This window comes from Kaistia sp. UC242_56 (assembly GCF_044452255.1).
Taxonomy (GTDB): domain Bacteria; phylum Pseudomonadota; class Alphaproteobacteria; order Rhizobiales; family Kaistiaceae; genus Kaistia; species Kaistia defluvii_A.
Genome location: NZ_JBIOAN010000002.1, coordinates 2422660 through 2443137, shown reverse-complemented (window position 1 = coordinate 2443137; position 20478 = coordinate 2422660). Strand labels below are relative to the sequence as shown.

The window sequence follows — 20478 nt, the reverse complement described above, 5'->3', positions numbered from 1 at the left end:
ATGCGCCAGATAACCGTTGCCGCCACGCAGATGGAATGCGACTGGGATCGCCCCGGCAATATCGCGCGGGCGGAGCGCCTGGTGCGGCAGGCGGCAGCCGAGGGCGCCAACATCGTGTTGATCCAGGAACTGTTCGAGACGCCCTATTTCTGCCAGGACCAGTTTCACGACCATTTCAACCTGGCCCATCCCTTTGACGGCAACCCGCTGATCGCGCATTTCGCGGCGCTGGCGGCGGAACTCTCCGTTGTGCTGCCGGTCAGCTATTTCGAGCGGGCCGGCCAGACGGCCTATAACAGCATCGCCATCGTCGACGCCGACGGCAGCGTGCTCGGCAACTATCGCAAAAGCCATATTCCCGACGGGCCCGGCTACACCGAGAAGTTCTACTTCTCTCCTGGCGATACGGGCTTCCGCGTCTGGCCGACCCGCTTCGGCAAGATCGGCGTCGGCATCTGCTGGGACCAGTGGTTCCCAGAATCTGCCCGCGCCATGGCGCTGGGCGGCGCAGAGATCCTGTTCTATCCGACCGCGATCGGCTCGGAGCCGCAGGATTCCTCGCTCGATTCTGCCGCGCACTGGCAGCGCGTCATGCAGGGCCATGCCGGCGCGAACCTGATGCCGCTGGTCGCGTCAAACCGGATCGGCACCGAGCGCGGCCTGAACGGCACCGAGATCACCTTTTACGGCTCCTCCTTCATTGCCGACCCAACCGGCGCGAAGCTGGTGGAGGCCGACCGCAGCAGCGAGACCGTACTGCTCGCGACCTTCGATCTCGACGCCATCGCGCATCAGCGCCGCTCCTGGGGTGTGTTTCGCGATCGCCGCCCGGACCTCTATGGCGCCCTGACGACGCTGGACGGACGCCATCCCACCGCGGCCGGCCGCTGAACCTGACGCAAGGTGATTTGTAGAGGCGGCATGGGCGGGCATGGCCACCCCGTGCGGCTAGTTCATCGTCTGAAGAAGTTCTGACAATTTGCTGATATCGCTGATGATATAGTCGGCCTCCGGCGCCAGTTGCTCGGCCGACATGAAGCCGCTCTCGACGCCGATGGCGATCACCCCGGCGGCGCGCGCGGCGTGCAGGTCGTGCAGCGTGTCGCCGATCATCGCCGTCTCGCCCGGCTGGAAACCGAAGCGGTCGAGGAAGGCCATGATCTGGCCGGCCTCCGGCTTGCGGCCATGGCCGGAGTCATAGCCGAAGATCGCATCGAACCAGGAAACGAGACCGAGGCGCTCGCATTGCGACCGCGCCCCACGCTCAGAATCATTTGTGACGACACCAAGCCGGTAGCCGGCCTGCTGCAACGTTTCGAAAACGGCCGAAGGCTCGCCGATCGGCGTCGCGGCATGAAGCGTCGCGTCATGGAACAGATCGCGCAGAAGCTGGTCGAAGGCAGCGTCGCCCGGCCGGCCGAGCGCTTCGGCCCAGAGCGGGATCAGTTCGCCGACCGAGCTGGCGATGAACGGCGAAGTCGGCAGCAGGACCCGCGCTTCGAGATCATAGTGGACGATCGCGGCCAGACGCACGGCGACGGCGTCGTTGCCCTCCGCCAGCGTGGCGATGACCGAGCCGGTGGCGGCGTCCCAGGTCTTGGCGAAGTCGAGGAAGGTCCCGTCCTTGTCGAACAGGAGCGCGCGGAGCTGCATGGCGTAATCCGTTGGAAGTCTTCGGTAGCCTGCTCTAGCACGCTTGCGTTCGCGTGGCATTCCCGCTTCGATCGCCGAAGCTGCACTCGATCGAATGAGCATCATGTCCGCAACGCTCCCGAGCCTCCCCCGCGACGACGGCTTCCGCATGCCGGCCGAGTGGGAGCCGCATGCCGGCACCTGGATGATCTGGCCGGAGCGGCCGGACAATTGGCGGCTTGGCGGCAAGCCGGCGCAGCAGGCCTTTGTCGCGGTCGCAACAGCCATCGCGGAAGCCGAGCCGGTGACGATGCTGGTTTCTGCCGGCCAGTGGGAGAATGCCCGCCAGCGCCTGCCCTCGCATATCCGGCTCGTCGAGGCGACGACCAACGATGCCTGGTGCCGCGACACAGGACCGAGCTTCCTTGTCAGCGACGACGGACGTCTGCGCGGCAATGACTGGCGCTTCAACGCCTGGGGCGGCTTCAACGGCGGGCTCTATTCGCCCTGGGACCAGGATGACCGCGTCGCCGCCAAGATCCTGGAGATCGAGGGCGCCCCGCGCTATCGCGCGCCTTTCATCCTCGAAGGCGGCGCCATCCACGTCGATGGCGAGGGAACGCTGCTGACCACGCAGGAGTGCCTGCTCAACCCAAACCGCAATCCCTATCTCGACCGCGAGGAGATCGAGGAGCAATTGTCCGCCCGACTCGGCGTGACGAAGACGATCTGGCTCGGACCCGGTCTGTTCCATGACGAGACGGACGGCCATATCGACAATCTGGCCTGCTTCGCGCGGCCGGGTGTCGTGGCGCTGACCTGGTGCGAGGATCCCGACGACCCGCAATATGCAATTTCGCACGATGCCTATGAACGGCTCTCCAGCGCAACCGACGCCCGCGGGAGAAAGCTGGAGATCGTCAAGCTGCCTATGCCCGGCCCGCTGTTCATGACCGATTCCGAAGCGGCCGGCATCGACGTCGCCGAAGGCAGCGCCGTCCGGCAGGGCGGCGCGCGCCTCGCCGCGTCCTATGCCAACTACTATATCGCCAATGGCCTGGTGGTTATGCCGTTGCTCGACCCGGCCACGGACCCGGCGGCGATGGAGATCATCGCCGCGCTGCATCCCGACCGCCGTATCGTCGGCATCGAAGCGCGCGAAATCCTGCTCGGTGGCGGCAACATCCACTGCATCACGCAGCAGCAGCCGGTGGGCACACCCGGTTAGCCCACGATTAAAAAGCTCCCGGGCGCATGTACTGCGCCCGGGAGCTTTTTCAGAAGCGAGATCGCCGCTGGCTGAATTCAACCCTTCAGGATGCTGCGGCCGGCATATTCGGCCTGCGTCCCCAGCTGTTCCTCGATGCGGATCAGCTGGTTGTACTTGGCGGTGCGGTCCGAACGGGCGAGCGAGCCGGTCTTGATCTGACCGCAGTTGGTGGCAACCGCCAGGTCCGAAATGGTCGAATCCTCGGTCTCGCCCGAACGATGCGACATGACCGCGGTGTAGCCGGCGCGATGCGCCATCGAAACGGCGTCGAGCGTCTCGGTGAGCGAGCCGATCTGGTTGACCTTGACCAGGATCGAGTTGGCGATCGCTTCCTTGATGCCACGCGACAGGCGCGTCGTGTTGGTGACGAAGAGATCGTCGCCGACGAGCTGCACCTTGTTGCCGATCTTGTCGGTCAGGCCCTTCCAGCCGGCCCAGTCGTCCTCGCTCATGCCGTCCTCAATCGAGATGATCGGGAACTTCGAGGCGAGATCGGCTAGATAGTCTACCTGCTGCTCGATGGTGCGGACGACGCCCTCACCCTCGTAATTGTACTTGCCGTCCTTGAAGAACTCGGTCGCGGCGCAATCGAGGCCGAGATAGATGTCCTCGCCCAGACGGAAGCCGGCCTTCTCGATCGACTTCGCGACGAAATCCAGCGCCGCGGTCGCCGAAGGCAGGTTTGGGGCGAAGCCGCCCTCGTCACCGACATTGGTGTTGTGGCCCGCGTCCTTCAGCGCCTTCTTCAGCGTGTGGAACACTTCCGAGCCCCAGCGAACGGCCTCGGCCAGCGTCGGCGCGCCAACCGGCAGGATCATGAATTCCTGGAAATCGATCGGATTGTCGGCATGGGCGCCGCCATTGATGATGTTCATCATCGGCACCGGAAGGATCTTGGCGTTGACGCCGCCGACATAGCGGTAAAGCGGCTGGCCGGAAGATTCCGCGGCGGCCTTGGCAAGCGCCAGGGACACACCGAGGATCGCATTGGCGCCGAGGCGCGCCTTGTTCGGCGTGCCGTCGAGATCGATCATCGTGCCGTCGATCATCGCCTGGTCTTCGGCTTCCATGCCGCCGATCGCGTCGAAGATCTCGCCATTGACGGCCTCGACCGCCTTCAGCACGCCCTTGCCCTGGTACTTGGACTTGTCGCCATCGCGAAGCTCGACGGCCTCATGCGCACCGGTCGAAGCGCCCGAGGGAACGGCGGCCCGGCCGAGCGAGCCATCCTCCAGCAGGACGTCGACTTCAACCGTCGGGTTGCCACGGCTGTCGAGGATCTGGCGGGCAGTGATATCGATGATGGCGGTCATGCGGAAATCCTTGTTCTCGGACGGTTCGGCTCAGATATCGCAGCTTCTAGCCTGCCGCGAATGAAGGCGGAAGAGGATGGGCGAGAAACTGTCGTTGCCGGATGGCCACGGCGCGCCCGATCCATGCGCCGGAATGGCCGGAAAAGCTCCGACAGCGCGCATGTCTGTTGCCTTCCGTCTCGCATCGGATGATGAAGACGTCATGACGACGCTCCTCATCACCGACGGCGACCAGACCGTCGATCTACTCACCGCCGCCGGCAGCCGCGCCATCATCATGCCGTGGCGCGATGCGCTGCATGACGGACCGATCCCGCCGCTCGATACGCTCGAAGCGGTCTCGGCCGTGCGGGCAGAGCACCTGGCCGAGGTGTTCAAGTTCGATCCCGAAACGGTGGCGGCGACTTTCGCCGAACGCGACGCGGTCATGCGCCGCCATGCGGAGTTCGACCGGGTCGAACTCTGGTTCGAGCACGATCTCTATGACCAGCTGCAATTGCTGCAGATCCTCGACTTCTTCGCCAAAGAAGGCCGCTCGCAGGGGATCGTGATCGTGCAGGCGGACAGCTTCTTCGCCATGGAGCGCCCGGATACGGTAATGCGCTTTGCGATCGATGGCGTGCGAGTCAGCCCCGCACTGCTGGAGATGGCGGCCACGGTATGGGGCGAACTTACGTCGCCGACGCCGGAACGGATCGCCAAGCGGGCGGCACGGCCGATCAAGGGCTTCCCGTTCCTGCAGCAGGCGCTGGCGCGCTTCCTCGAGGAGTTGCCGCAGCCGAAGACGGGCCTGAACCGTACGGAGATGCGCCTGCTCGATTCGCTCGGGCTCGAGGACATGTCGGCCGCCGCCCTGTTCCATCAGGCGCGCCAGGCCGAGGAGGCCGCGTTCATGGGCACCTGGCCCTTCTACGCGGTGATCGATTCGCTCGCCTTCTGCGACTTCCCCCTGATCGAGGGGCTGCATGCGCCCTACTCGCACGCTGATTCAGAGGTGCATGCGGAATACGTCACTGCGCCCTTGCGACTGACCATGGTCGGCGAGGACATCCTTGCCGGCGATCAGGATCATGTCTCGACCAATGGCATCAAGCGCTGGTGGGGCGGCACCCAGATGAGCGGCTTCTCCGCCTGGCGTTTCAACCGCGACACGCGCGAACTCCTGGCGCCCTGCTAGGGCCGAACCCGATCGGAAGGCATTCCCATGATGACGGAACACGAACTGCAACTCGGCCGGACTGTCGGCATCGCAGAGAGCCCCGAGAAGGCGATCCTCGATCGCGTCCCCAATCCGCATCCGGACACGCTCTATGTCGCCCGCTTCACCGTGCCGGAATTCACGTCGCTTTGCCCCGAGACCGGCCAGCCGGATTTCGCGCATCTGGTGATCGACTACGTGCCCAGGGACTGGCTGGTCGAGTCGAAATCGCTGAAGCTCTATCTGCACTCGTTCCGCAACCATGGCGCCTTCCACGAAGGCTGCACGATCGACATTGCCAAGCGCCTGATCGACCTGCTCGATCCGCACTGGCTGCGCATCGGTGGCTACTGGTATCCGCGCGGCGGCATTCCGATCGATGTCTTCTGGCAGAGCGGCCCGGTACCGGCCAATCTTTGGCTGCCGGACCAGGGCGTCGCGACCTATCGCGGACGCGGCTGACTCAACCCCCCCTCATGCGAGGCCAGTGCCAGTCGAGCCGGATCAGGTGCAGGACCCGCCGGTCAGCGCTTCATCGATGGCCGGGGTGGCGCCGCTCAGCGACACCGTCCCGGCAACCGAGTCGCCGATCGATATCTCGATCTGCTTGCCGGTACGCAGGGTCTCGATGTTCTCCGGCGCCAGGCGGATGCCCCAGGTGTGCGCCGTCAGGGCCAGGAAGTCGCCCGCGAAGCCTTCATTGCGATCCGTCTTCACCTGGATCCGCTGGCGTTGGATGCCGTCCATGCTGCCGCGTTCGGCGATCTCCTGCCGCAGCGTGTCGGTATCCGTGCCATAGGCGACACGGAAAACCGTCAGGTCGGGCGTGTCGCAATAGACGGACACCAGCAGCGGCGTTTCACGATCCTGCGCGAGGGCCATCACCGGCTGTCCGGTGGGCTTGTCCTCATAGCCGCTCAGGCGCTCGGTGCGCCATTCCGAGGCGCCATTCAGGATCGAGACCTTGACATCGGTGACGCGCGGCACGCCAGGCTGCGGCGCAACCGGCGCGAAGGCGGTCGTGTTGTCGGGGTCGGCAGTGGGCTCGACGGCCGGGGGCGGCTGGGCGGCGACAACCGGCGGCGGCGTCTGGGCGCCGGCGAAGGGATCGGTGGCAGGTTCGCTCGCCACCGGCGCAGGCGCCGGTTCGCTGCTCGACGGCGAACTGGATTCACCACCCGCCAGAAGACCCCGTATCGGGCCACCCGGCAGCACGGCGATCACGACGCCCAACGCGACCGCGATCGCCGCCGCGCCGATGCCGATTCGCTTCAGCCATTGCGGCGAGGCTTCTTCGTCATCCGGCTCGGTCAGTTCGGGCGGCGGCGCGGGCGCCACCGTGACGGAGACGCCGGCCGAGGGGCTCGCCGCAGCCGCAGGGCTGGAAACCGGACGCGAGGCTGCAACGGGCCGGGCGGCGACATGGCTCGGACCTGCCGGCGGAGGTGCGGGCGCCACAGGCGTCGGCGTGACGGGCACGCTGGCCGAGGGCGGCACCGCGGCGGCTGCCGCCGTCCGCTTTGGCGCGGGGCTCCGTCTCTGCTGCTCGATGATGGCGATGGCGGCGCCGAGATCCCGGCGCAACGCCTGATAGCGCTCCATGTCCATCTCGCCGCCTTCCGGCGTGCAAGTGGCGCGGATCGTGCGTTCCACCCTCTCATAGACGCGTCGGCGCCCATCGGCGGACGGGTCCGGAAGGTTGGCAATCGCCCGATCGAGAATGACTACAAGTTCGTTCGGGTCCATCGGACGGGGCTTCTTCCAGCGTGGCGCAGGCACATATCCTGCGATCGTTTCACATCATCCCGCAAGCCGCTTCGAAACGACAGGCCGAGCCCTATCCCTTCGCAAGCCGGTCAAAGGCCAGCAACCGCTCCAGCAGCGCCGGCAATTCGTCGATCTGGATCATGTTCGGCCCGTCGGAGGGCGCATTGTCCGGATCCTGGTGCGTCTCGATGAAGACACCGGCGACACCGACCGCCACGGCGGCCCGCGCCAGGACCGAGACGAACTCGCGCTGCCCGCCGGAGGAGGTGCCCTGCCCGCCCGGCTGCTGCACCGAATGGGTGGCGTCGAAGATCACCGGCGCGCCCATCGCTGCCATGATCGGCAGCGCGCGCATGTCGGTAACCAGCGTGTTGTAGCCGAAACTGACGCCGCGCTCGGTCAGCAGGATGTTGGGATTGCCGCTGTCGACGAGCTTGGCCAGAACGTTCTTCATGTCCCAGGGGGCGAGGAACTGGCCCTTCTTGACGTTGATCACCCGGCCCGTCTCGGCCGCGGCCACCAGCAGGTCGGTCTGGCGCGACAGGAAGGCGGGGATCTGTAGGATGTCGACCACCTCGGCCACGATCGCGCATTGCTCGCGCTCATGGATATCGGTCAGCACCGGAACGCCGAACTCTTTCTTGATGTCCGCGAAGATCGGCAGCGCCGCGTCGAGACCGGCGCCGCGCTTGCCCGAGATGCTGGTGCGATTCGCCTTGTCGAAGGAGGATTTGTAGACGAAGCCCATACCGAGCTTGGCGGTCATCTCCTTGAGACGTCCGGCCATGTCGAAAGCATGCTGCCGGCTCTCGAGCTGGCAGGGACCGGCGATCAGCGTCAGCGGCAGATCGTTGCCGAAGGTCGCCTTGCCGGCGGAGACATGCGAATTGGGTTCAGTCGTCATTCTTCACCATGCCTAGAGGTCTCGCGTGCACGGCCAGACCCTTACAACGTAAGCGTCGGCGACGCGACCCTTGATCCGCCTGCGGGGAACGTCCAACCCGGTGTGGGGCCCGACAAGGACGATCGCGACCCGCGTTGCGAGAAGACACGCCGAGATCGCGGCGGATCCATGGCCGTCGCAGGCGCGCCGAACGTCGATCTTGCGGAGGGAGAAAACGGGTCGCCGACGCGGGCGACCCGGGAGCGGCCTCAGACGAGGCGCGACTGTTCGATGGCCGCCGCGATGAACGAGGCGAACAGCGGATGCGGATCGAGCGGCCGCGACTTCAGCTCGGGGTGATACTGCACGCCGATGAACCACGGGTGATCGCGAAGCTCGACCGTTTCAGGCAGGACGCCGTCCGGCGACATGCCTGCGAAGTGCATGCCGCAGGCTTCGAGCCGGTCCTTGTAGTCGATGTTGACCTCGTAGCGATGGCGATGCCGCTCGAAGACGGTGGTCTCGCCATAGATGCCGGCGATCTTCGAGCCGGGCTCGAGATGGCCTTCATAGGCGCCGAGGCGCATCGTGCCGCCGAGATCGCCGGTCGAATGACGCCTCTCGAGCATGTTGCCCTTCAGCCATTCGGTCATGAGGCCCACGACCGGCTCGTCCGTCGGGCCGAACTCGGTCGAGCTCGCCTTGGTGACGCCGGCCAGGCTACGCGCCGCCTCGATGACGGCCATCTGCATGCCGAAGCAGATGCCGAAATACGGCACGTTGCGGCGGCGCGCGAAGCCGGCGGCCTTGATCTTGCCTTCAGAGCCGCGCTCGCCGAAGCCGCCCGGAACCAGGATGCCGTTGACGCGCTCGAGATAGGGCGACGGATCTTCCTTCTCGAAGATCTCGCTTTCGATCCAGTCGATGTTGACCTTGACCGTATTGGCGATGCCACCGTGCTGCAGCGCCTCGATCAGCGACTTATAGGCGTCCTTCAGGCCGGTATACTTCCCGACGACGGCGATCGTGACCTCGCCCTCCGGGTGGCGGAGCTTGTTGGTCAGCGCCTTCCACTTGTCGAGCTGCGGCGGCTGCGCATCAGTGATGCCGAAGGCGGCCAGCACTTCGTTGTCGAGACCTTCCGCGTGATAGCTCGTCGGCACATCATAGATATGCGCCACGTCGAGCGCCTGGATCACGGCCGATTCGCGCACATTGCAGAACAGCGACAGCTTGCGGCGCTCTTCCTTGGGGATCGGGCGGTCGCTGCGGCAAAGCAGGATGTCGGGCTGGATGCCGATCGAGCGCAGTTCCTTGACCGAATGCTGCGTCGGCTTGGTCTTCAGTTCGCCCGCGCTCGGGATGTAGGGCATCAGCGTCAGGTGGATGTAGACGACATTGCCGCGCGGCAGGTCGTTGCCCAGCTGGCGAATCGCTTCCAGGAACGGCATCGCCTCGATGTCGCCGACCGTGCCGCCGATCTCGCAGAGCACGAAATCGACGTCGTCATTGCCGGAAAGCACGAACGCCTTGATCGCGTCGGTGACGTGCGGAATGACCTGCACCGTGCCGCCGAGATAGTCGCCGCGACGCTCCTTGGCGATGATCTCCTGGTAGATCTTGCCGGTCGTGACCGAATCGGCCTTCGAGGCCGGGCGCCCGGTGAAGCGCTCATAGTGGCCGAGGTCGAGGTCGGTTTCGGCACCGTCATCGGTGACGAATACTTCGCCGTGCTGATACGGGCTCATCGTGCCCGGATCGACGTTCAGGTAGGGATCGAGTTTCCTCAGGCGGACCTTGTAGCCGCGCGACTGGAGCATCGCTCCGAGCGCCGCCGACGCGATGCCCTTGCCAAGCGAGGAAACCACACCGCCGGTTATGAATACGTACCGCGCCATGGGTCTCTACCTCAGTTTCCGATCGATCGTTTCATACGTCAAAGGCAAGCCGTCGCGACAGAATGACGACTGTGCCTTCATTCACCAAATTGCCTGTTCCCAAATAAAACGTCGCCGCACGGAACCGCGCGGCGACGCGAAAGGGAGAAAGGCTTGAACGCGCGTTACTGCGAGCTCGGGACCGCCGGAGCGGCAGGCGTTGCCGGTTCCGCTGCCGGGGCGGGCGCCGCCGGAGCGGCGGGTGCCGGCGTGGTCGTGCCAGCGGCCGGAGCCGTCGTACCCGTCGCGGGAGCGGTCGTGCCGGAAGCGGGAGCCGTCGTGCCGGCGGCCGGAGCGGCCTCGCCAGCCGGAGCCGTCGCGGGAACGCTGGCCGGAGCCGCGGCCGGCTTCTGGCCGGGCAGCTGATCCAGGATACCGGTACCGGTGCCGGTCGGGGCCGAAGGCGCCGACTGGCTCTGGATCTGGTCCAGGATCGAGGCGGGCCGCTCGCCATAACGGCTGAGCAGGGCAAGACCCATCGACGTGACGAAGAAAATCGCCGCAAGAATCGCTGTCGTGCGGGTCAGCACGTTGGCCGAACCGCGCGCGGTCATGAAGCCGCCGCCACCGCCGATACCAAGCGCGCCGCCTTCGGACCGCTGCAGCAAAACAACGGCGACGAGCGCGACGACCACCATAAGGTGGATCACGATGATAACTGTCTGCATCGATGTCTCTGATCAGAATTCAAAAAAAGCTGGCGCCTTGTACACGATCGGTTTGGCGGTTTCCAGTGCCGCGCCCCTCATATGGAGAGCGGAAAGCCGGAGACAAGCCAAACCCTCGGTCAGGCATAGGCGGCGGCGATGCCGAGGAAGTCCAAGGCCTTCAGGCTGGCGCCACCGACAAGCGCGCCGTCGACATCGGCGATGGCAAGTATTTCGCCGGCGTTGGAAGGCTTTACCGAGCCGCCATAGAGAATCCGCATCCCCGCCCCTTCCGCGCCGAAGCGCGCAACCAGCCGCTGGCGGATATGGGCGTGCACCTCGGCGATATCGGCATTGGAAGGCGTGAGCCCGGTGCCGATCGCCCAGACGGGCTCGTAGGCAATGACCAGATTCGCCGCCGTCGACCCTTCCGGCACCGAGCCGACCAGTTGCGTGTCGACCACGGAAAGGGTCGTGCCGCCGCGACGCTCGGCCTCGGTCTCGCCGATGCACAGGATCGCGACCAGGCCGGCCCGCCAGGCCGCCTCGGCCTTGGCGCGGACGGTCGCATCCGTCTCGGCGTGATCGGTGCGCCGCTCGGAATGGCCGACTATGACATGGGTGGCACCGGTATCGGCGATCATCTCGGCCGAAATGTCGCCGGTATGCGCGCCGCTGGCCTTGGGGTGGCAATCCTGCGCGCCGATGGCGAGCGGGCTGGCGGCGGTCGCGGAAGCGAAGGCGATCAGCAGCGTCGCCGGCGGACAGATGGCCAGGTCGACCTTGCCCTGCAGATCGGCATCGTAGCCCGCCATGATATGATCGAGCTCGACGCCCGAGGCCCTGAGACCGTTCATCTTCCAATTGCCGGCGATCATCGGCTTCGGGCTTGGCATGGCGCTTCCTGAGATACGATGTTGATTGGTTGGTTGCATCCTATGCACCGGGCCGGGCGCGACAAGTCAAGACCCGGCTGCCAGGCGCCCAAAAACGCTTCCGGGACAACGATTTGCCGGGATGTCATATAGAATGGCGCTTCACCTTGCCCCGGAGAGGGCTCCTTTCTATGATCGCGCGCCCGAAGCGGGGCCGGCAAAGCCCCCGCGCGTTAGAGGACGTCTATGCTCAATACGATGCGCAAATACGCCGCCGGCTGGGTGGCACAGATCTTACTCGGCCTGCTCGTGCTGAGCTTTGCGGTATGGGGCATCGCTGATGTCTTCACCGGCGTCAGCAATCATTCCGTCGCCCGGGTCGGCGGCACGGACATCTCGTCGGTCAATTACGATCGCGCGTATCGCCGCGAGCTGCAGGCGATGAGCCAGCGCGTCGGCCAGCAGATCACGCCGGACCAGGCCAAGATGCTCGGCATCCCGAACCAGGTGCTCGGCCGCCTCGTCACCGAGGCCGCGCTCGACGACCAGGCCAAGAACCTGAACATCGGCGTTTCGCGCGAGATGCTGATCCGCGAGATCGCGGAAGATCCGGCCTTCAAGGGCGCCGGCGGCACGTTCGACCGCAACTATTTCGTATCGCTGCTGCGCAACAACGGCATGACCGAGGACGCCTACGTCCTCGAGCGCCGCGCGCAGGAGAAGCGTCAGCAGATCGCCGAGTCGATCTCGGGCGGCGCCACGGCGCCGCAGGCCCTGGCCAAGGCGCTGCATGAGTACCAGACCGAGCAGCGCGACATCCGCTACATCGCCCTGCCCACCTCGTCGGTCGGCGAGATCGCGGCGCCCAACGCCGACGAACTGACCGCCTACTACAATGACAACAAGGCCGACTGGCGCGCCCCGGAAACCCGGACGATCGCCTTCATCAAGCTCGGCCCCGATGAAGTCGCCCGTCCGGACGATATCAGCGACGCCGACGCGCAGAAGGCCTATGACGCCGAGAAGGCGCGTTACACCACGCCGGAGACGCGCCATGTGTTCCAGGCGGTCTTCACCGACGAGAGCAGCGCTCAGACCGCGGCCGACCAGCTGAAGGCAGGCGAATCGTTCGACTCGATGCTCGAAGGCATCGGCAAGAAGCTCAGCGACAGCGATTTGGGCGTCGTCACCAAGGACAAGCTGATCGACCCGAAGGTCGCCGAGGCCGCCTTCTCCTTGCCCGCGAACAGCTCCAGCGGCGTGATCAAGGGAAGCTTCGGCCCCGTGGTCGTCCACGTCACGGACATCGTTCCCGAGGCGGTCAAGGCGTTCGACGAGGTCAAGGCCGAGGTCAAGAAGGAACTCGCCCTCGCCTCGGCCAAGGCCGACATCAACGTGCTGCGCGACTCGATCGAGGACGCACGCGCCGGCGGCGCTTCGCTCGACGAGATCGCCACCAACAACAAGCTGACCGTCAAGAAGGTCGTCACCGACCAGACCGGCAAGGACGTCGACGGCAATGCCGTCGCCGATATCCCCGCCCAGGCCCAGTTGCTCAAGGACGCTTTCGCGAGCGACGTCGGCATCGACAATGCCGCGATCCCGACCGAGGACGGCGGCTATGTGTGGTTCACCATTGCCGACATCAACGAAGCGCATGACCGGCCCCTGGACGAGGTCAAGGACAAGGTCATCGAGGCCTGGAAGAAGCAGGCCACGACCGACAAGCTCGTCGCCAAGGCAAAGGACGCCAAGGACCGGCTCGGCAAGGGCGAAACGCTGGACGCCGTCGCAACGTCGCTCGGCCTCACCGTGCAGACGCTGGACAAGCTGACCCGCAGCTCGCGTCCGACGGGCGCCTTCTCCACCGAGGCGCTCAAGGCAGCCTTCGCCGGACCCAAGGGTTCCGTCGAGGTCGCTCCTGGGGCCGAGGACAGCGAGCAGATCGTGCTGCAGGTAGCGGATGTCGTCGAGACGCCCTACACTCCGGGCGCAAACGACAACGCGCCTGTTACGCAGCAGCTTGCTGATGCCATGCAGAACGATCTCCTGCAGCAATACGTGGCCGAGTTGCAGCGCCAGCTTGGCGTGACGGTCAACCAGACCGTCCTGCAGCAGATCATCAGCGCCATCTGAGGGTTGGTTGGAAACCATGTCGCCACGCCATTTGCCCGATATGCGAGCCCGCCGGTCGTGCCCCGCGCACGCCGCCGGCTTCGCCTTCGACGGAAGGCAGGCCCTGTCCCGGGCCGGCGTGTGGCCGTCCACGGGAAATGAGGCGTCGGCGGCATGGTGGCGGCGCACGCAAACCTGGCGATGGCGTTGATCGCCACCGGCTAACGCCGGGACGTTGATGCCATTGCCGCGACCGCGTCGCGTACCCAATCAAGGCTCCAGGAGCCTTCCCGAACTGATGGACTGAAACCATGTTGATCGAGCCGTCGCTGGAGACGATTTCGCCTGCCTATGAACAAGGGCGCGCGCAGGTCGTCTGGACCCGAATGGTTGCCGATTTGGAGACGCCCGTCTCCGCCATGCTGAAGCTTTCGGCGGGCAAGTCGAACACCTTCCTGCTCGAATCGGTTGAAGGCGGCGCCGTTCGCGGCCGCTATTCGATCATCGGCATCGAACCCGACCTGCTGTTCCGCGCCATCGGCGACCGCGCCGAGATCAACACGACGCCGACCACCGATCCGGAGGCCTATGCGCCGCTGGAAGGCCGCTCGCTCGATGCGCTTCGCGACCTGATCGCACAGTCGCACATCGACCTGCCCAAGACGCTCCCGCCGATGTCGGCCGGCATCTTCGGCTATCTCGGCTATGACATGGTGCGTCAGATGGAAGAGTTGGACGCGCCCAATCCGGACGCGCTTGGCGTTCCCGACGCCATCATGATGCGGCCGACCGTCATGGTGATCTTCGATTCCATCAAGGACGAGATCACCCTGGTCACGCCGATCCGGCCCCAGGCCGGTGTCACCGCGGCACAGGCGCATGCGCGGGCCATCGAACGGCTGACCGCCGCCGTAGACACGCTGGAAGGTCCGCTGAACCGCAGTGCCACCTATACCGACATCGACCTCGACGTGCCGGTCGTGTCCAACACCTCGCATGAGCGCTATCTCGAGATGGTCGCCAAGGCGAAGGAATACATTGCCGCCGGCGACATCTTCCAGGTCGTGCTGTCGCAGCGCTTCGAGGCGCCGTTCAGCCTGCCGCCCTTCGCGCTCTACCGCGCGCTGCGCAGGACCAACCCGTCACCCTTCCTCTATTTCCTCGATTTCGGCGGCTTCGCGGTCGCCGGCTCCAGCCCGGAAATCCTGGTCCGCGTCCGGGATGGCGAAGTGACCATCCGCCCGATCGCCGGCACGCGCCGACGTGGCGCGACGCCGGAAGCCGACAAGGCCCTGGCGGCCGAACTGCTCGCCGACCCCAAGGAACTGGCCGAGCACCTGATGCTGCTCGACCTCGGGCGCAACGATGTCGGCCGCGTCGCCGAGATCGGCTCGGTGAAGGTCACCGACAAGTTCTTCCTCGAATATTACAGCCAGGTGATGCACATCGTCTCGAATGTGATTGGCCGGCTGTCCCGGGAATACGACATGCTGGACGCGCTCGCGGCCGGCTTTCCCGCCGGAACCGTTTCCGGCGCGCCCAAGGTGCGGGCGATGCAGATCATCGACGAGCTCGAGGGCGAGAAGCGCGGCATCTATGCGGGCTGCGTCGGCTACTTCTCGGCCGATGGCGCGATGGATACCTGCATCGTGCTGCGGACGTCGATCGTCAAGGATGGCAAGATGTACGCGCAGGCCGGAGCCGGCATCGTCGCCGACTCGGTTCCCGAGAGCGAACATCAGGAGTGCATCGCCAAGGCGAGCGCGCTCTTCCGTGCAGCCGAGGAAGCGGTAAAGTTCGCTTCTCAGGCTGGACGCGGGCAGTAGTCGAAGCGGAGGGAAACAGCATCATGGCCTTTCTCGTCATCGATAATTACGACAGCTTCACCTACAACCTCGTCCATTATCTGGGGGAGCTTGGCGCCAAGCTGATCATCAAGCGCAACGACAAGATCACGGTCGAGGAAGTGATCGCCCTCGACCCCGAGGGGATCGTGCTCTCGCCCGGCCCCTGCACGCCAAACGAGGCCGGCATCTGCCTGGATCTGATCGAGCGCGTCGGCGACACCATCCCGATCTTCGGCGTCTGCCTCGGCCACCAGGCCATCGGCCAGGCGATGGGCGGCGACGTCATCCGCGCGCCGAGCCAGATGCACGGCAAGATCTCGACTATCGCCCATACCGGCCGGAGCGTGTTCCGCGGCATCAACGGCCCGTTCAAGGCGACGCGCTATCACTCGCTGACCGTGAAGCGCGAGACCATGCCGGCGGTGCTGGAGATCACGGCGGAGTCGGAGGACGGCGTCGTCATGGGCGCCATGCACAAGACCCTTCCGATGCATGGCGTGCAGTTCCACCCCGAGAGCATCGCTTCGGAACACGGGCACCTGATGCTGAAGAACTTCCTCGACATGGCCGCCGAGTGGAATGCGCGAAATCGCACGTCCCGGTCGGTCGCGTGAGGCGGATGCGGGCATGAGTGATCTGAAAACCCACATCGCCAAGGTCGCCGCCGGCAAGTCGCTGGATCGCGCCGAGGCAGAATCGGCCTTCGACGTGATCATGTCGGGTTCGGCCACGCCGGCCCAGATCGGCGGCTTCCTGATGGCGCTGCGCGTACGCGGCGAAACCGTCGACGAAATCGCCGGTGCGGTTTCGACCATGCGATCGAAGATGGTGCCAGTCGTGGCGCCCGCCGATGCGATCGACATTGTCGGCACGGGCGGCGATGGCGCGCATACCTACAACATCTCGACCGCATCGGCCTTCGTCGTGGCCGGGACCGGTGTGCCCGTCGCCAAGCACGGCAACCGCGCCGTCTCGTCGAAATCGGGCGCCGCCGACGTGCTGACGGCGCTCGGCGTCAATGTCGACATTTCGCCGGAAGCCATCGGTCGGGCGATCCGCGAGGCCGGCATCGGCTTCATGTTCGCGCCGATGCATCACTCGGCGATGAAGCATGTCGGCCCGGCCCGCGTCGAGCTCGGCACCCGGACGATCTTCAACCTGCTCGGACCGCTCTCCAATCCCGGCGGCGTCAAGCGCCAGTTGGTCGGCGTCTTCGCGGAAGAATGGGTCGAGCCGATCGCGCATGTGCTGGCGGCGCTCGGATCGGAAAGCGCGTGGATCGTGCATGGCGCCGGCGGCGTCGACGAGATCACGACGGCAGGCCCCACCAAGGTAGCATCGCTGCGCGACGGCAAGGTCGAGACTTTCACCGTCGATCCCGGCTCGGTCGGCCTTGCCGTGTCGCCGGTCGAGGCGATCCGCGGCGGCGATGCCGACTATAATGCCGCGGCCCTGCGCGCTTTGCTGGAAGGCGAGCGTGGCGCCTATCGCGACACCGTGCTGATGAACGCGGGCGCCGCGCTGATCGTGGCTGGTCGTGCGGCGACGCTTGCCGAAGGCGTGGCGCAGGCCGCCGCCTCGATCGATGAGGGCCGCGCCCATGAACGCCTCGATCGCCTGGTCGCGATCACCAACGGATGAGCCGATGACCGATATCCTGAAGAAGATCGAAGCGACCAAGCGCGAAGAGATCGCCGCCGCCAAGGCAGCCGTGCCGATGGCCGAGATCATCGCCCGCGCCAAGGACCAGCCGCCGGCGCGCGGCTTCGTCGACGCCATCCGCCGCAAGTTCGCCGCCGACGAGCCCGCGCTGATCGCCGAGATCAAGAAGGCGAGCCCGTCCAAGGGTCTGATCCGCCCGGATTTCGACCCGCCGGCGCTGGCGCGCGCCTACAAGGCCGGCGGCGCCGCCTGCCTCTCCGTCCTAACCGACACGCCCTATTTCCAGGGTTCGCCGGAGTATCTGGTCGCCGCCCGCGAGGCGGTCGACCTGCCGGCGCTGCGCAAGGATTTTCTCTACGAGGATTATCAGGTCCATGAATCGCGCGCCTGGGGCGCGGATTGCATCCTGATCATCATGGCCGGCGTCTCCGACGACGTTGCCAAGTCGTTGGAAGAGACCGCGATCGACCTCGGCATGGATGTGCTGATCGAGGTGCATGACGAGCCGGAACTGGAGCGCGCGCTCAAGCTGACGTCACCGATGATCGGTATCAACAATCGCAATCTGCGCACCTTCGAGGTGTCCCTCGAAACCTCCGAGCGCCTGGCGCCGCTGGTGCCGGAGGATCGCATCCTGGTCGGCGAGAGCGGGATCTTCACGCCGGACGACGTCGCGCGCATGCGCCGCGCGCGGATCGGCACCTATCTCGTCGGCGAAAGCCTGATGCGCCAGAACGACGTCGCGGCGGCGACCGCGCATCTGCTCGGCCGCGTATCGGCCTGATCTTCCTATTCTCACCTCTCCCTGAGGGAGAGGTCGGAGCGAAGCTCCGGGTGAGGGTTTAGGGAACAATCCGGTGAGGCCGTAAACCCTCACCGGCCGACCTTCGGTCGTCGACCTCTCCCTCAGGGAGAGGTGAAAGCCCGCCGTCTCGATTTGGATGGATCGTTCTACGACATGCCTTTTTCAATACGGTCTGCCCACCCGGACGAATGCCCGTCGCTTCGCGTCATCGAACGCGACGCGGCCCAGCGCTTTCGCACCGTCGGGCTCGACGCCGTGGCCGACAGCGACACCACGAGCGAAGCCTTCCTGCGGTCGGTCTTCGCGCATGGCATCGTGCTTTGCGCGGCCGAGGCCGATGATGCGCCGGTCGGCTTCCTGCTGGCGGGGCAGCTCGATCATGCGCTTCACCTCTACGAGATCTCCGTCTCCTCCGCCTATGGCGGCCAGGGGGATCGGCAGTGCGCTGCTGGCGGCGGCTGAGGACGAAGCGCGTCGTCGCGGCCTGTCACGCCTGACGCTCGCCACCTTCCGCGACGTGCCATGGAATCGGCCGTTCTACGAGCGGCGCGGCTTCGCCGAAGTCCTCGTCGACGATTGGACACCGGCTTTCTTTCTGTTGCAGGCTGGCGAAGAGCTTTCGGGCCTGCCGCTCGACAACCGCCTGTTCATGCGCAAGGAGCTTGGCTGATGCCCCCTCGCCTCACCCATCTGGACGAGACCGGTGCGGCGCACATGGTCGATGTCTCCGCCAAGGACGTCACGCAGCGCACAGCCGTGGCGGAAGGCGTCGTGACGATGCAGGCCGCGACGCTCGAGCTGATCCGCTCCGGCACGGCGGCCAAGGGCGACGTGATCGCCACGGCGCGGATCGCCGCCATCATGGCGGCCAAGAAGACGCATGAGCTGATCCCGCTCTGCCATCCGATCATGCTCTCCAAGGTGACGATCGAGATCGACTTCGACGACCAGCTTCCGGGGATGCGCATTCGCGCCACGACTAAGGTCGCGGAGCGCACCGGCGTCGAGATGGAGGCGCTGACGGCCGTGTCCGTCGCCTGCCTCACCATCTACGACATGGCCAAGGCGGTCGATCGCGGCATGACGATCGGCCAGATCCGGCTGGTTGAGAAGACCGGTGGCCGCTCGGGCGACTGGCACGCCGACATTGGGAACGCCGGCTGATGGCCGACGCCCTCCTTCCCGTCGCGGACGCCGTCGCCCGCGTCACGCAGGACGTCGCGCCTACTCCCACCGAGACCGTACCGCTCGGCCAGGCGCTGAACCGGGTGCTCGCCGAACCCTTGGCAGCCCGGCGGACCCAACCGCCCTTCGACGTCTCGGCCATGGATGGTTATGCGGTGCGCGCCGCCGACGTCGCGACCCTCCCCGCCAGGCTCACGCTGATCGGCGCTGCGCCGGCTGGCCACGCCTTTGGCGGCACGGTCGGCCCGAACCAGACGGTCCGCATCTTTACCGGTGCGCCGGTGCCCGATGGCGCCGACGCCATCCTGCTGCAGGAGGATGCCGCCGTCGAAGCCGATGGCCGCATCCGGGCCACCGAAGTCGTGCGCCCGCTTCAGCACATCCGCGCCAAGGGCCTCGATTTCCGCGAAGGCGAGGTCCTGCTGCCGGCCGGCATGCGGCTCGGCATGCGCCAGCTGTCGCTGGCCGCCGCCCTCAATCACGGAGAGCTCCCGGTCCGTGCCCGCCCGCGCGTCGCCATCCTCGCCACCGGCGACGAACTGGTGCCGCCCGGATCGGCGCTCGGCCCGAACCAGATCACCGCCTCCAACAGCTTCGGCATCGCCGCGCTCGTGGAAATCATGGGCGGCACGGCGGTCGACCTCGGCATCATTCCCGATGACCGAGCACTGCTCGCCGCCGCGATCGATCGCGCCTCCGCAAGCGGCGCCGACATTCTCGTCACGCTGGGCGGCGCGTCGGTCGGCGAGCATGATTTCGTGCGCGAGGTTCTGGTGGACCGGGGCATGGACCTCGATTTCTGGAAGATCGCCATGCGTCCCGGCAAACCGCTGATGTTTGGCCGGCTGGGCCCGATGCGGGTGCTCGGCCTCCCCGGCAATCCGGTCTCCAGCCTGGTCTGCGGCCTCCTGTTCCTGAAGCCGCTGATTCAGAGCCTGCTCGGCCTGCCGATCGCCGATGAGACCGAGGTCGCCGAACTCGGCGCGGCGGTCCGCGCCAACGACAAGCGGCAGGACTACATCCGCGCCAGCCTCGTCGATATGCCGGACGGGCGCCACATTGCGACGCCGCTGCCACGCCAGGACAGCTCGATGCTGTCGACTTTCGCCCAGGCGCTGTGCCTGATCGTACGCCCGCCGTTCGCGGAGGCTGAAGCCGTCGGCGCGCCCTGCCGTATCTTGCGCCTGCCCTAGACGCAGCGTCGATTCGACGGCTCGCTCGTCAAATATTTTAACCAATCGTTAACATGCCGCTTCACAGCGCCGGATTCTGATCTAGAATGCACCGTTCTCTGGCCTGTCAGGGAACCGGCGCTCCACCGCAATCATTGTGTCAGAGCGTA

20 protein-coding genes are annotated in these 20478 nt (G+C 65.9%); 13 read left to right on the top strand and 7 right to left on the bottom strand.

Annotation, left to right across the window (positions count from 1 at the left end; genetic code table 11):
* Positions 1-891 (top strand): N-carbamoylputrescine amidase, encoded by an 891-nt coding sequence (aguB, locus tag ACHMWQ_RS14205; RefSeq protein WP_396307947.1) that lies wholly within the window; start codon positions 1-3, stop codon positions 889-891.
* A gap of 57 nt (positions 892-948) precedes the next feature.
* Here aguB and ACHMWQ_RS14200 read toward each other — a convergent pair whose 3' ends face one another.
* Entirely contained in the window at positions 949-1653 is a 705-nt protein-coding gene (locus ACHMWQ_RS14200; RefSeq protein ID WP_396307946.1) for an HAD family hydrolase, read from the bottom strand.
* 103 nt (positions 1654-1756) lie between these two features.
* On the opposite strand from ACHMWQ_RS14200, the gene aguA reads away from it, so the two are divergent.
* Positions 1757-2860: an agmatine deiminase gene (gene aguA / locus ACHMWQ_RS14195; protein ID WP_396307945.1), complete on the top strand. Its 1104-nt coding sequence runs from the start codon at positions 1757-1759 to the stop codon at positions 2858-2860.
* Between the two features lie 77 nt (positions 2861-2937).
* Here the strand turns inward: aguA and eno are convergent, their stop codons facing one another.
* Positions 2938-4215, bottom strand: a complete 1278-nt coding sequence (gene eno, locus ACHMWQ_RS14190) for a phosphopyruvate hydratase (RefSeq protein WP_396307944.1) — start codon at positions 4213-4215, stop codon at positions 2938-2940.
* Positions 4216-4417: 202 nt separating this feature from the next.
* On the opposite strand from eno, the gene ACHMWQ_RS14185 reads away from it, so the two are divergent.
* Both ACHMWQ_RS14185 and queF read left to right on the top strand, forming a co-directional pair.
* A complete protein-coding gene (locus ACHMWQ_RS14185) occupies positions 4418-5392 on the top strand; it encodes a hypothetical protein (RefSeq protein WP_396307943.1) in 975 nt (324 codons plus the stop codon).
* A gap of 30 nt (positions 5393-5422) precedes the next feature.
* A complete protein-coding gene (gene queF / locus ACHMWQ_RS14180) occupies positions 5423-5875 on the top strand; it encodes a preQ(1) synthase (RefSeq protein ID WP_354551565.1) in 453 nt (150 codons plus the stop codon).
* 42 nt (positions 5876-5917) lie between these two features.
* On the opposite strand, the gene ACHMWQ_RS14175 is transcribed toward queF, so the two are convergent.
* The 5 genes from ACHMWQ_RS14175 to tpiA form a co-directional block, all read right to left on the bottom strand.
* Positions 5918-7159: a hypothetical protein gene (locus ACHMWQ_RS14175; protein ID WP_396307942.1), complete on the bottom strand. Its 1242-nt coding sequence runs from the start codon at positions 7157-7159 to the stop codon at positions 5918-5920.
* 91 nt (positions 7160-7250) lie between these two features.
* Positions 7251-8084 (bottom strand): 3-deoxy-8-phosphooctulonate synthase, encoded by an 834-nt coding sequence (gene kdsA, locus ACHMWQ_RS14170; RefSeq protein ID WP_396307941.1) that lies wholly within the window; start codon positions 8082-8084, stop codon positions 7251-7253.
* A gap of 248 nt (positions 8085-8332) precedes the next feature.
* Positions 8333-9961 (bottom strand): CTP synthase, encoded by a 1629-nt coding sequence (locus tag ACHMWQ_RS14165; protein ID WP_354548924.1) that lies wholly within the window; start codon positions 9959-9961, stop codon positions 8333-8335.
* 164 nt (positions 9962-10125) lie between these two features.
* On the bottom strand, positions 10126-10668 hold the full coding sequence (gene secG, locus ACHMWQ_RS14160; RefSeq protein ID WP_396307940.1) for a preprotein translocase subunit SecG: 543 nt from the start codon (positions 10666-10668) through the stop codon (positions 10126-10128).
* A gap of 119 nt (positions 10669-10787) precedes the next feature.
* Positions 10788-11543, bottom strand: a complete 756-nt coding sequence (tpiA, locus tag ACHMWQ_RS14155; RefSeq protein ID WP_396307939.1) for a triose-phosphate isomerase — start codon at positions 11541-11543, stop codon at positions 10788-10790.
* A gap of 225 nt (positions 11544-11768) precedes the next feature.
* On the opposite strand from tpiA, the gene ACHMWQ_RS14150 reads away from it, so the two are divergent.
* The 9 genes from ACHMWQ_RS14150 to glp all read left to right on the top strand — a co-directional run bounded on the left by ACHMWQ_RS14150 (position 11769) and on the right by glp (position 20329).
* Positions 11769-13658: a SurA N-terminal domain-containing protein gene (locus ACHMWQ_RS14150; protein ID WP_396307938.1), complete on the top strand. Its 1890-nt coding sequence runs from the start codon at positions 11769-11771 to the stop codon at positions 13656-13658.
* Between the two features lie 290 nt (positions 13659-13948).
* Positions 13949-15463, top strand: coding sequence for an anthranilate synthase component I (trpE, locus tag ACHMWQ_RS14145; protein ID WP_396307937.1), 1515 nt, complete (start codon positions 13949-13951; stop codon positions 15461-15463).
* A 23-nt stretch (positions 15464-15486) separates the two neighbouring features.
* Entirely contained in the window at positions 15487-16098 is a 612-nt protein-coding gene (locus ACHMWQ_RS14140) for an anthranilate synthase component II (RefSeq protein ID WP_396307936.1), read from the top strand.
* Between the two features lie 13 nt (positions 16099-16111).
* Positions 16112-17125 carry an anthranilate phosphoribosyltransferase gene (gene trpD, locus ACHMWQ_RS14135; protein WP_396307935.1) on the top strand — a complete coding sequence of 338 codons (1014 nt, stop codon included), beginning with the start codon at positions 16112-16114 and terminating at the stop codon, positions 17123-17125.
* A 4-nt stretch (positions 17126-17129) separates the two neighbouring features.
* Positions 17130-17930: an indole-3-glycerol phosphate synthase TrpC gene (gene trpC / locus ACHMWQ_RS14130; protein WP_396307934.1), complete on the top strand. Its 801-nt coding sequence runs from the start codon at positions 17130-17132 to the stop codon at positions 17928-17930.
* Between the two features lie 174 nt (positions 17931-18104).
* Positions 18105-18413 carry a hypothetical protein gene (locus tag ACHMWQ_RS14125; RefSeq protein WP_396307933.1) on the top strand — a complete coding sequence of 103 codons (309 nt, stop codon included), beginning with the start codon at positions 18105-18107 and terminating at the stop codon, positions 18411-18413.
* A complete protein-coding gene (locus ACHMWQ_RS14120; protein ID WP_396307932.1) occupies positions 18370-18621 on the top strand; it encodes a GNAT family N-acetyltransferase in 252 nt (83 codons plus the stop codon). Before ACHMWQ_RS14125 ends, ACHMWQ_RS14120 begins: the two co-directional genes overlap by 44 nt.
* Entirely contained in the window at positions 18621-19115 is a 495-nt protein-coding gene (moaC, locus tag ACHMWQ_RS14115; protein WP_396307931.1) for a cyclic pyranopterin monophosphate synthase MoaC, read from the top strand. Before ACHMWQ_RS14120 ends, moaC begins: the two co-directional genes overlap by 1 nt.
* Positions 19115-20329: a gephyrin-like molybdotransferase Glp gene (glp, locus tag ACHMWQ_RS14110; RefSeq protein WP_396307930.1), complete on the top strand. Its 1215-nt coding sequence runs from the start codon at positions 19115-19117 to the stop codon at positions 20327-20329. Before moaC ends, glp begins: the two co-directional genes overlap by 1 nt.
* Positions 20330-20478 lie beyond the last annotated feature (149 nt).

What these genes read in the sequence shown, in the direction of transcription:
- aguB (WP_396307947.1), top strand. Translation starts at nt 1, where the DNA reads ATGCGCCAGATAACCGTTGCCGCCACGCAGATGGAATGCGACTGGGAT.
- ACHMWQ_RS14200 (WP_396307946.1), bottom strand. Translation starts at nt 1,653, where the DNA reads ATGCAGCTCCGCGCGCTCCTGTTCGACAAGGACGGGACCTTCCTCGAC.
- aguA (WP_396307945.1), top strand. Translation starts at nt 1,757, where the DNA reads ATGTCCGCAACGCTCCCGAGCCTCCCCCGCGACGACGGCTTCCGCATG.
- eno (WP_396307944.1), bottom strand. Translation starts at nt 4,215, where the DNA reads ATGACCGCCATCATCGATATCACTGCCCGCCAGATCCTCGACAGCCGT.
- ACHMWQ_RS14185 (WP_396307943.1), top strand. Translation starts at nt 4,418, where the DNA reads ATGACGACGCTCCTCATCACCGACGGCGACCAGACCGTCGATCTACTC.
- queF (WP_354551565.1), top strand. Translation starts at nt 5,423, where the DNA reads ATGACGGAACACGAACTGCAACTCGGCCGGACTGTCGGCATCGCAGAG.
- ACHMWQ_RS14175 (WP_396307942.1), bottom strand. Translation starts at nt 7,159, where the DNA reads ATGGACCCGAACGAACTTGTAGTCATTCTCGATCGGGCGATTGCCAAC.
- kdsA (WP_396307941.1), bottom strand. Translation starts at nt 8,084, where the DNA reads ATGACGACTGAACCCAATTCGCATGTCTCCGCCGGCAAGGCGACCTTC.
- ACHMWQ_RS14165 (WP_354548924.1), bottom strand. Translation starts at nt 9,961, where the DNA reads ATGGCGCGGTACGTATTCATAACCGGCGGTGTGGTTTCCTCGCTTGGC.
- secG (WP_396307940.1), bottom strand. Translation starts at nt 10,668, where the DNA reads ATGCAGACAGTTATCATCGTGATCCACCTTATGGTGGTCGTCGCGCTC.
- tpiA (WP_396307939.1), bottom strand. Translation starts at nt 11,543, where the DNA reads ATGCCAAGCCCGAAGCCGATGATCGCCGGCAATTGGAAGATGAACGGT.
- ACHMWQ_RS14150 (WP_396307938.1), top strand. Translation starts at nt 11,769, where the DNA reads ATGCTCAATACGATGCGCAAATACGCCGCCGGCTGGGTGGCACAGATC.
- trpE (WP_396307937.1), top strand. Translation starts at nt 13,949, where the DNA reads ATGTTGATCGAGCCGTCGCTGGAGACGATTTCGCCTGCCTATGAACAA.
- ACHMWQ_RS14140 (WP_396307936.1), top strand. Translation starts at nt 15,487, where the DNA reads ATGGCCTTTCTCGTCATCGATAATTACGACAGCTTCACCTACAACCTC.
- trpD (WP_396307935.1), top strand. Translation starts at nt 16,112, where the DNA reads ATGAGTGATCTGAAAACCCACATCGCCAAGGTCGCCGCCGGCAAGTCG.
- trpC (WP_396307934.1), top strand. Translation starts at nt 17,130, where the DNA reads ATGACCGATATCCTGAAGAAGATCGAAGCGACCAAGCGCGAAGAGATC.
- ACHMWQ_RS14125 (WP_396307933.1), top strand. Translation starts at nt 18,105, where the DNA reads ATGCCTTTTTCAATACGGTCTGCCCACCCGGACGAATGCCCGTCGCTT.
- ACHMWQ_RS14120 (WP_396307932.1), top strand. Translation starts at nt 18,370, where the DNA reads ATGGCGGCCAGGGGGATCGGCAGTGCGCTGCTGGCGGCGGCTGAGGAC.
- moaC (WP_396307931.1), top strand. Translation starts at nt 18,621, where the DNA reads ATGCCCCCTCGCCTCACCCATCTGGACGAGACCGGTGCGGCGCACATG.
- glp (WP_396307930.1), top strand. Translation starts at nt 19,115, where the DNA reads ATGGCCGACGCCCTCCTTCCCGTCGCGGACGCCGTCGCCCGCGTCACG.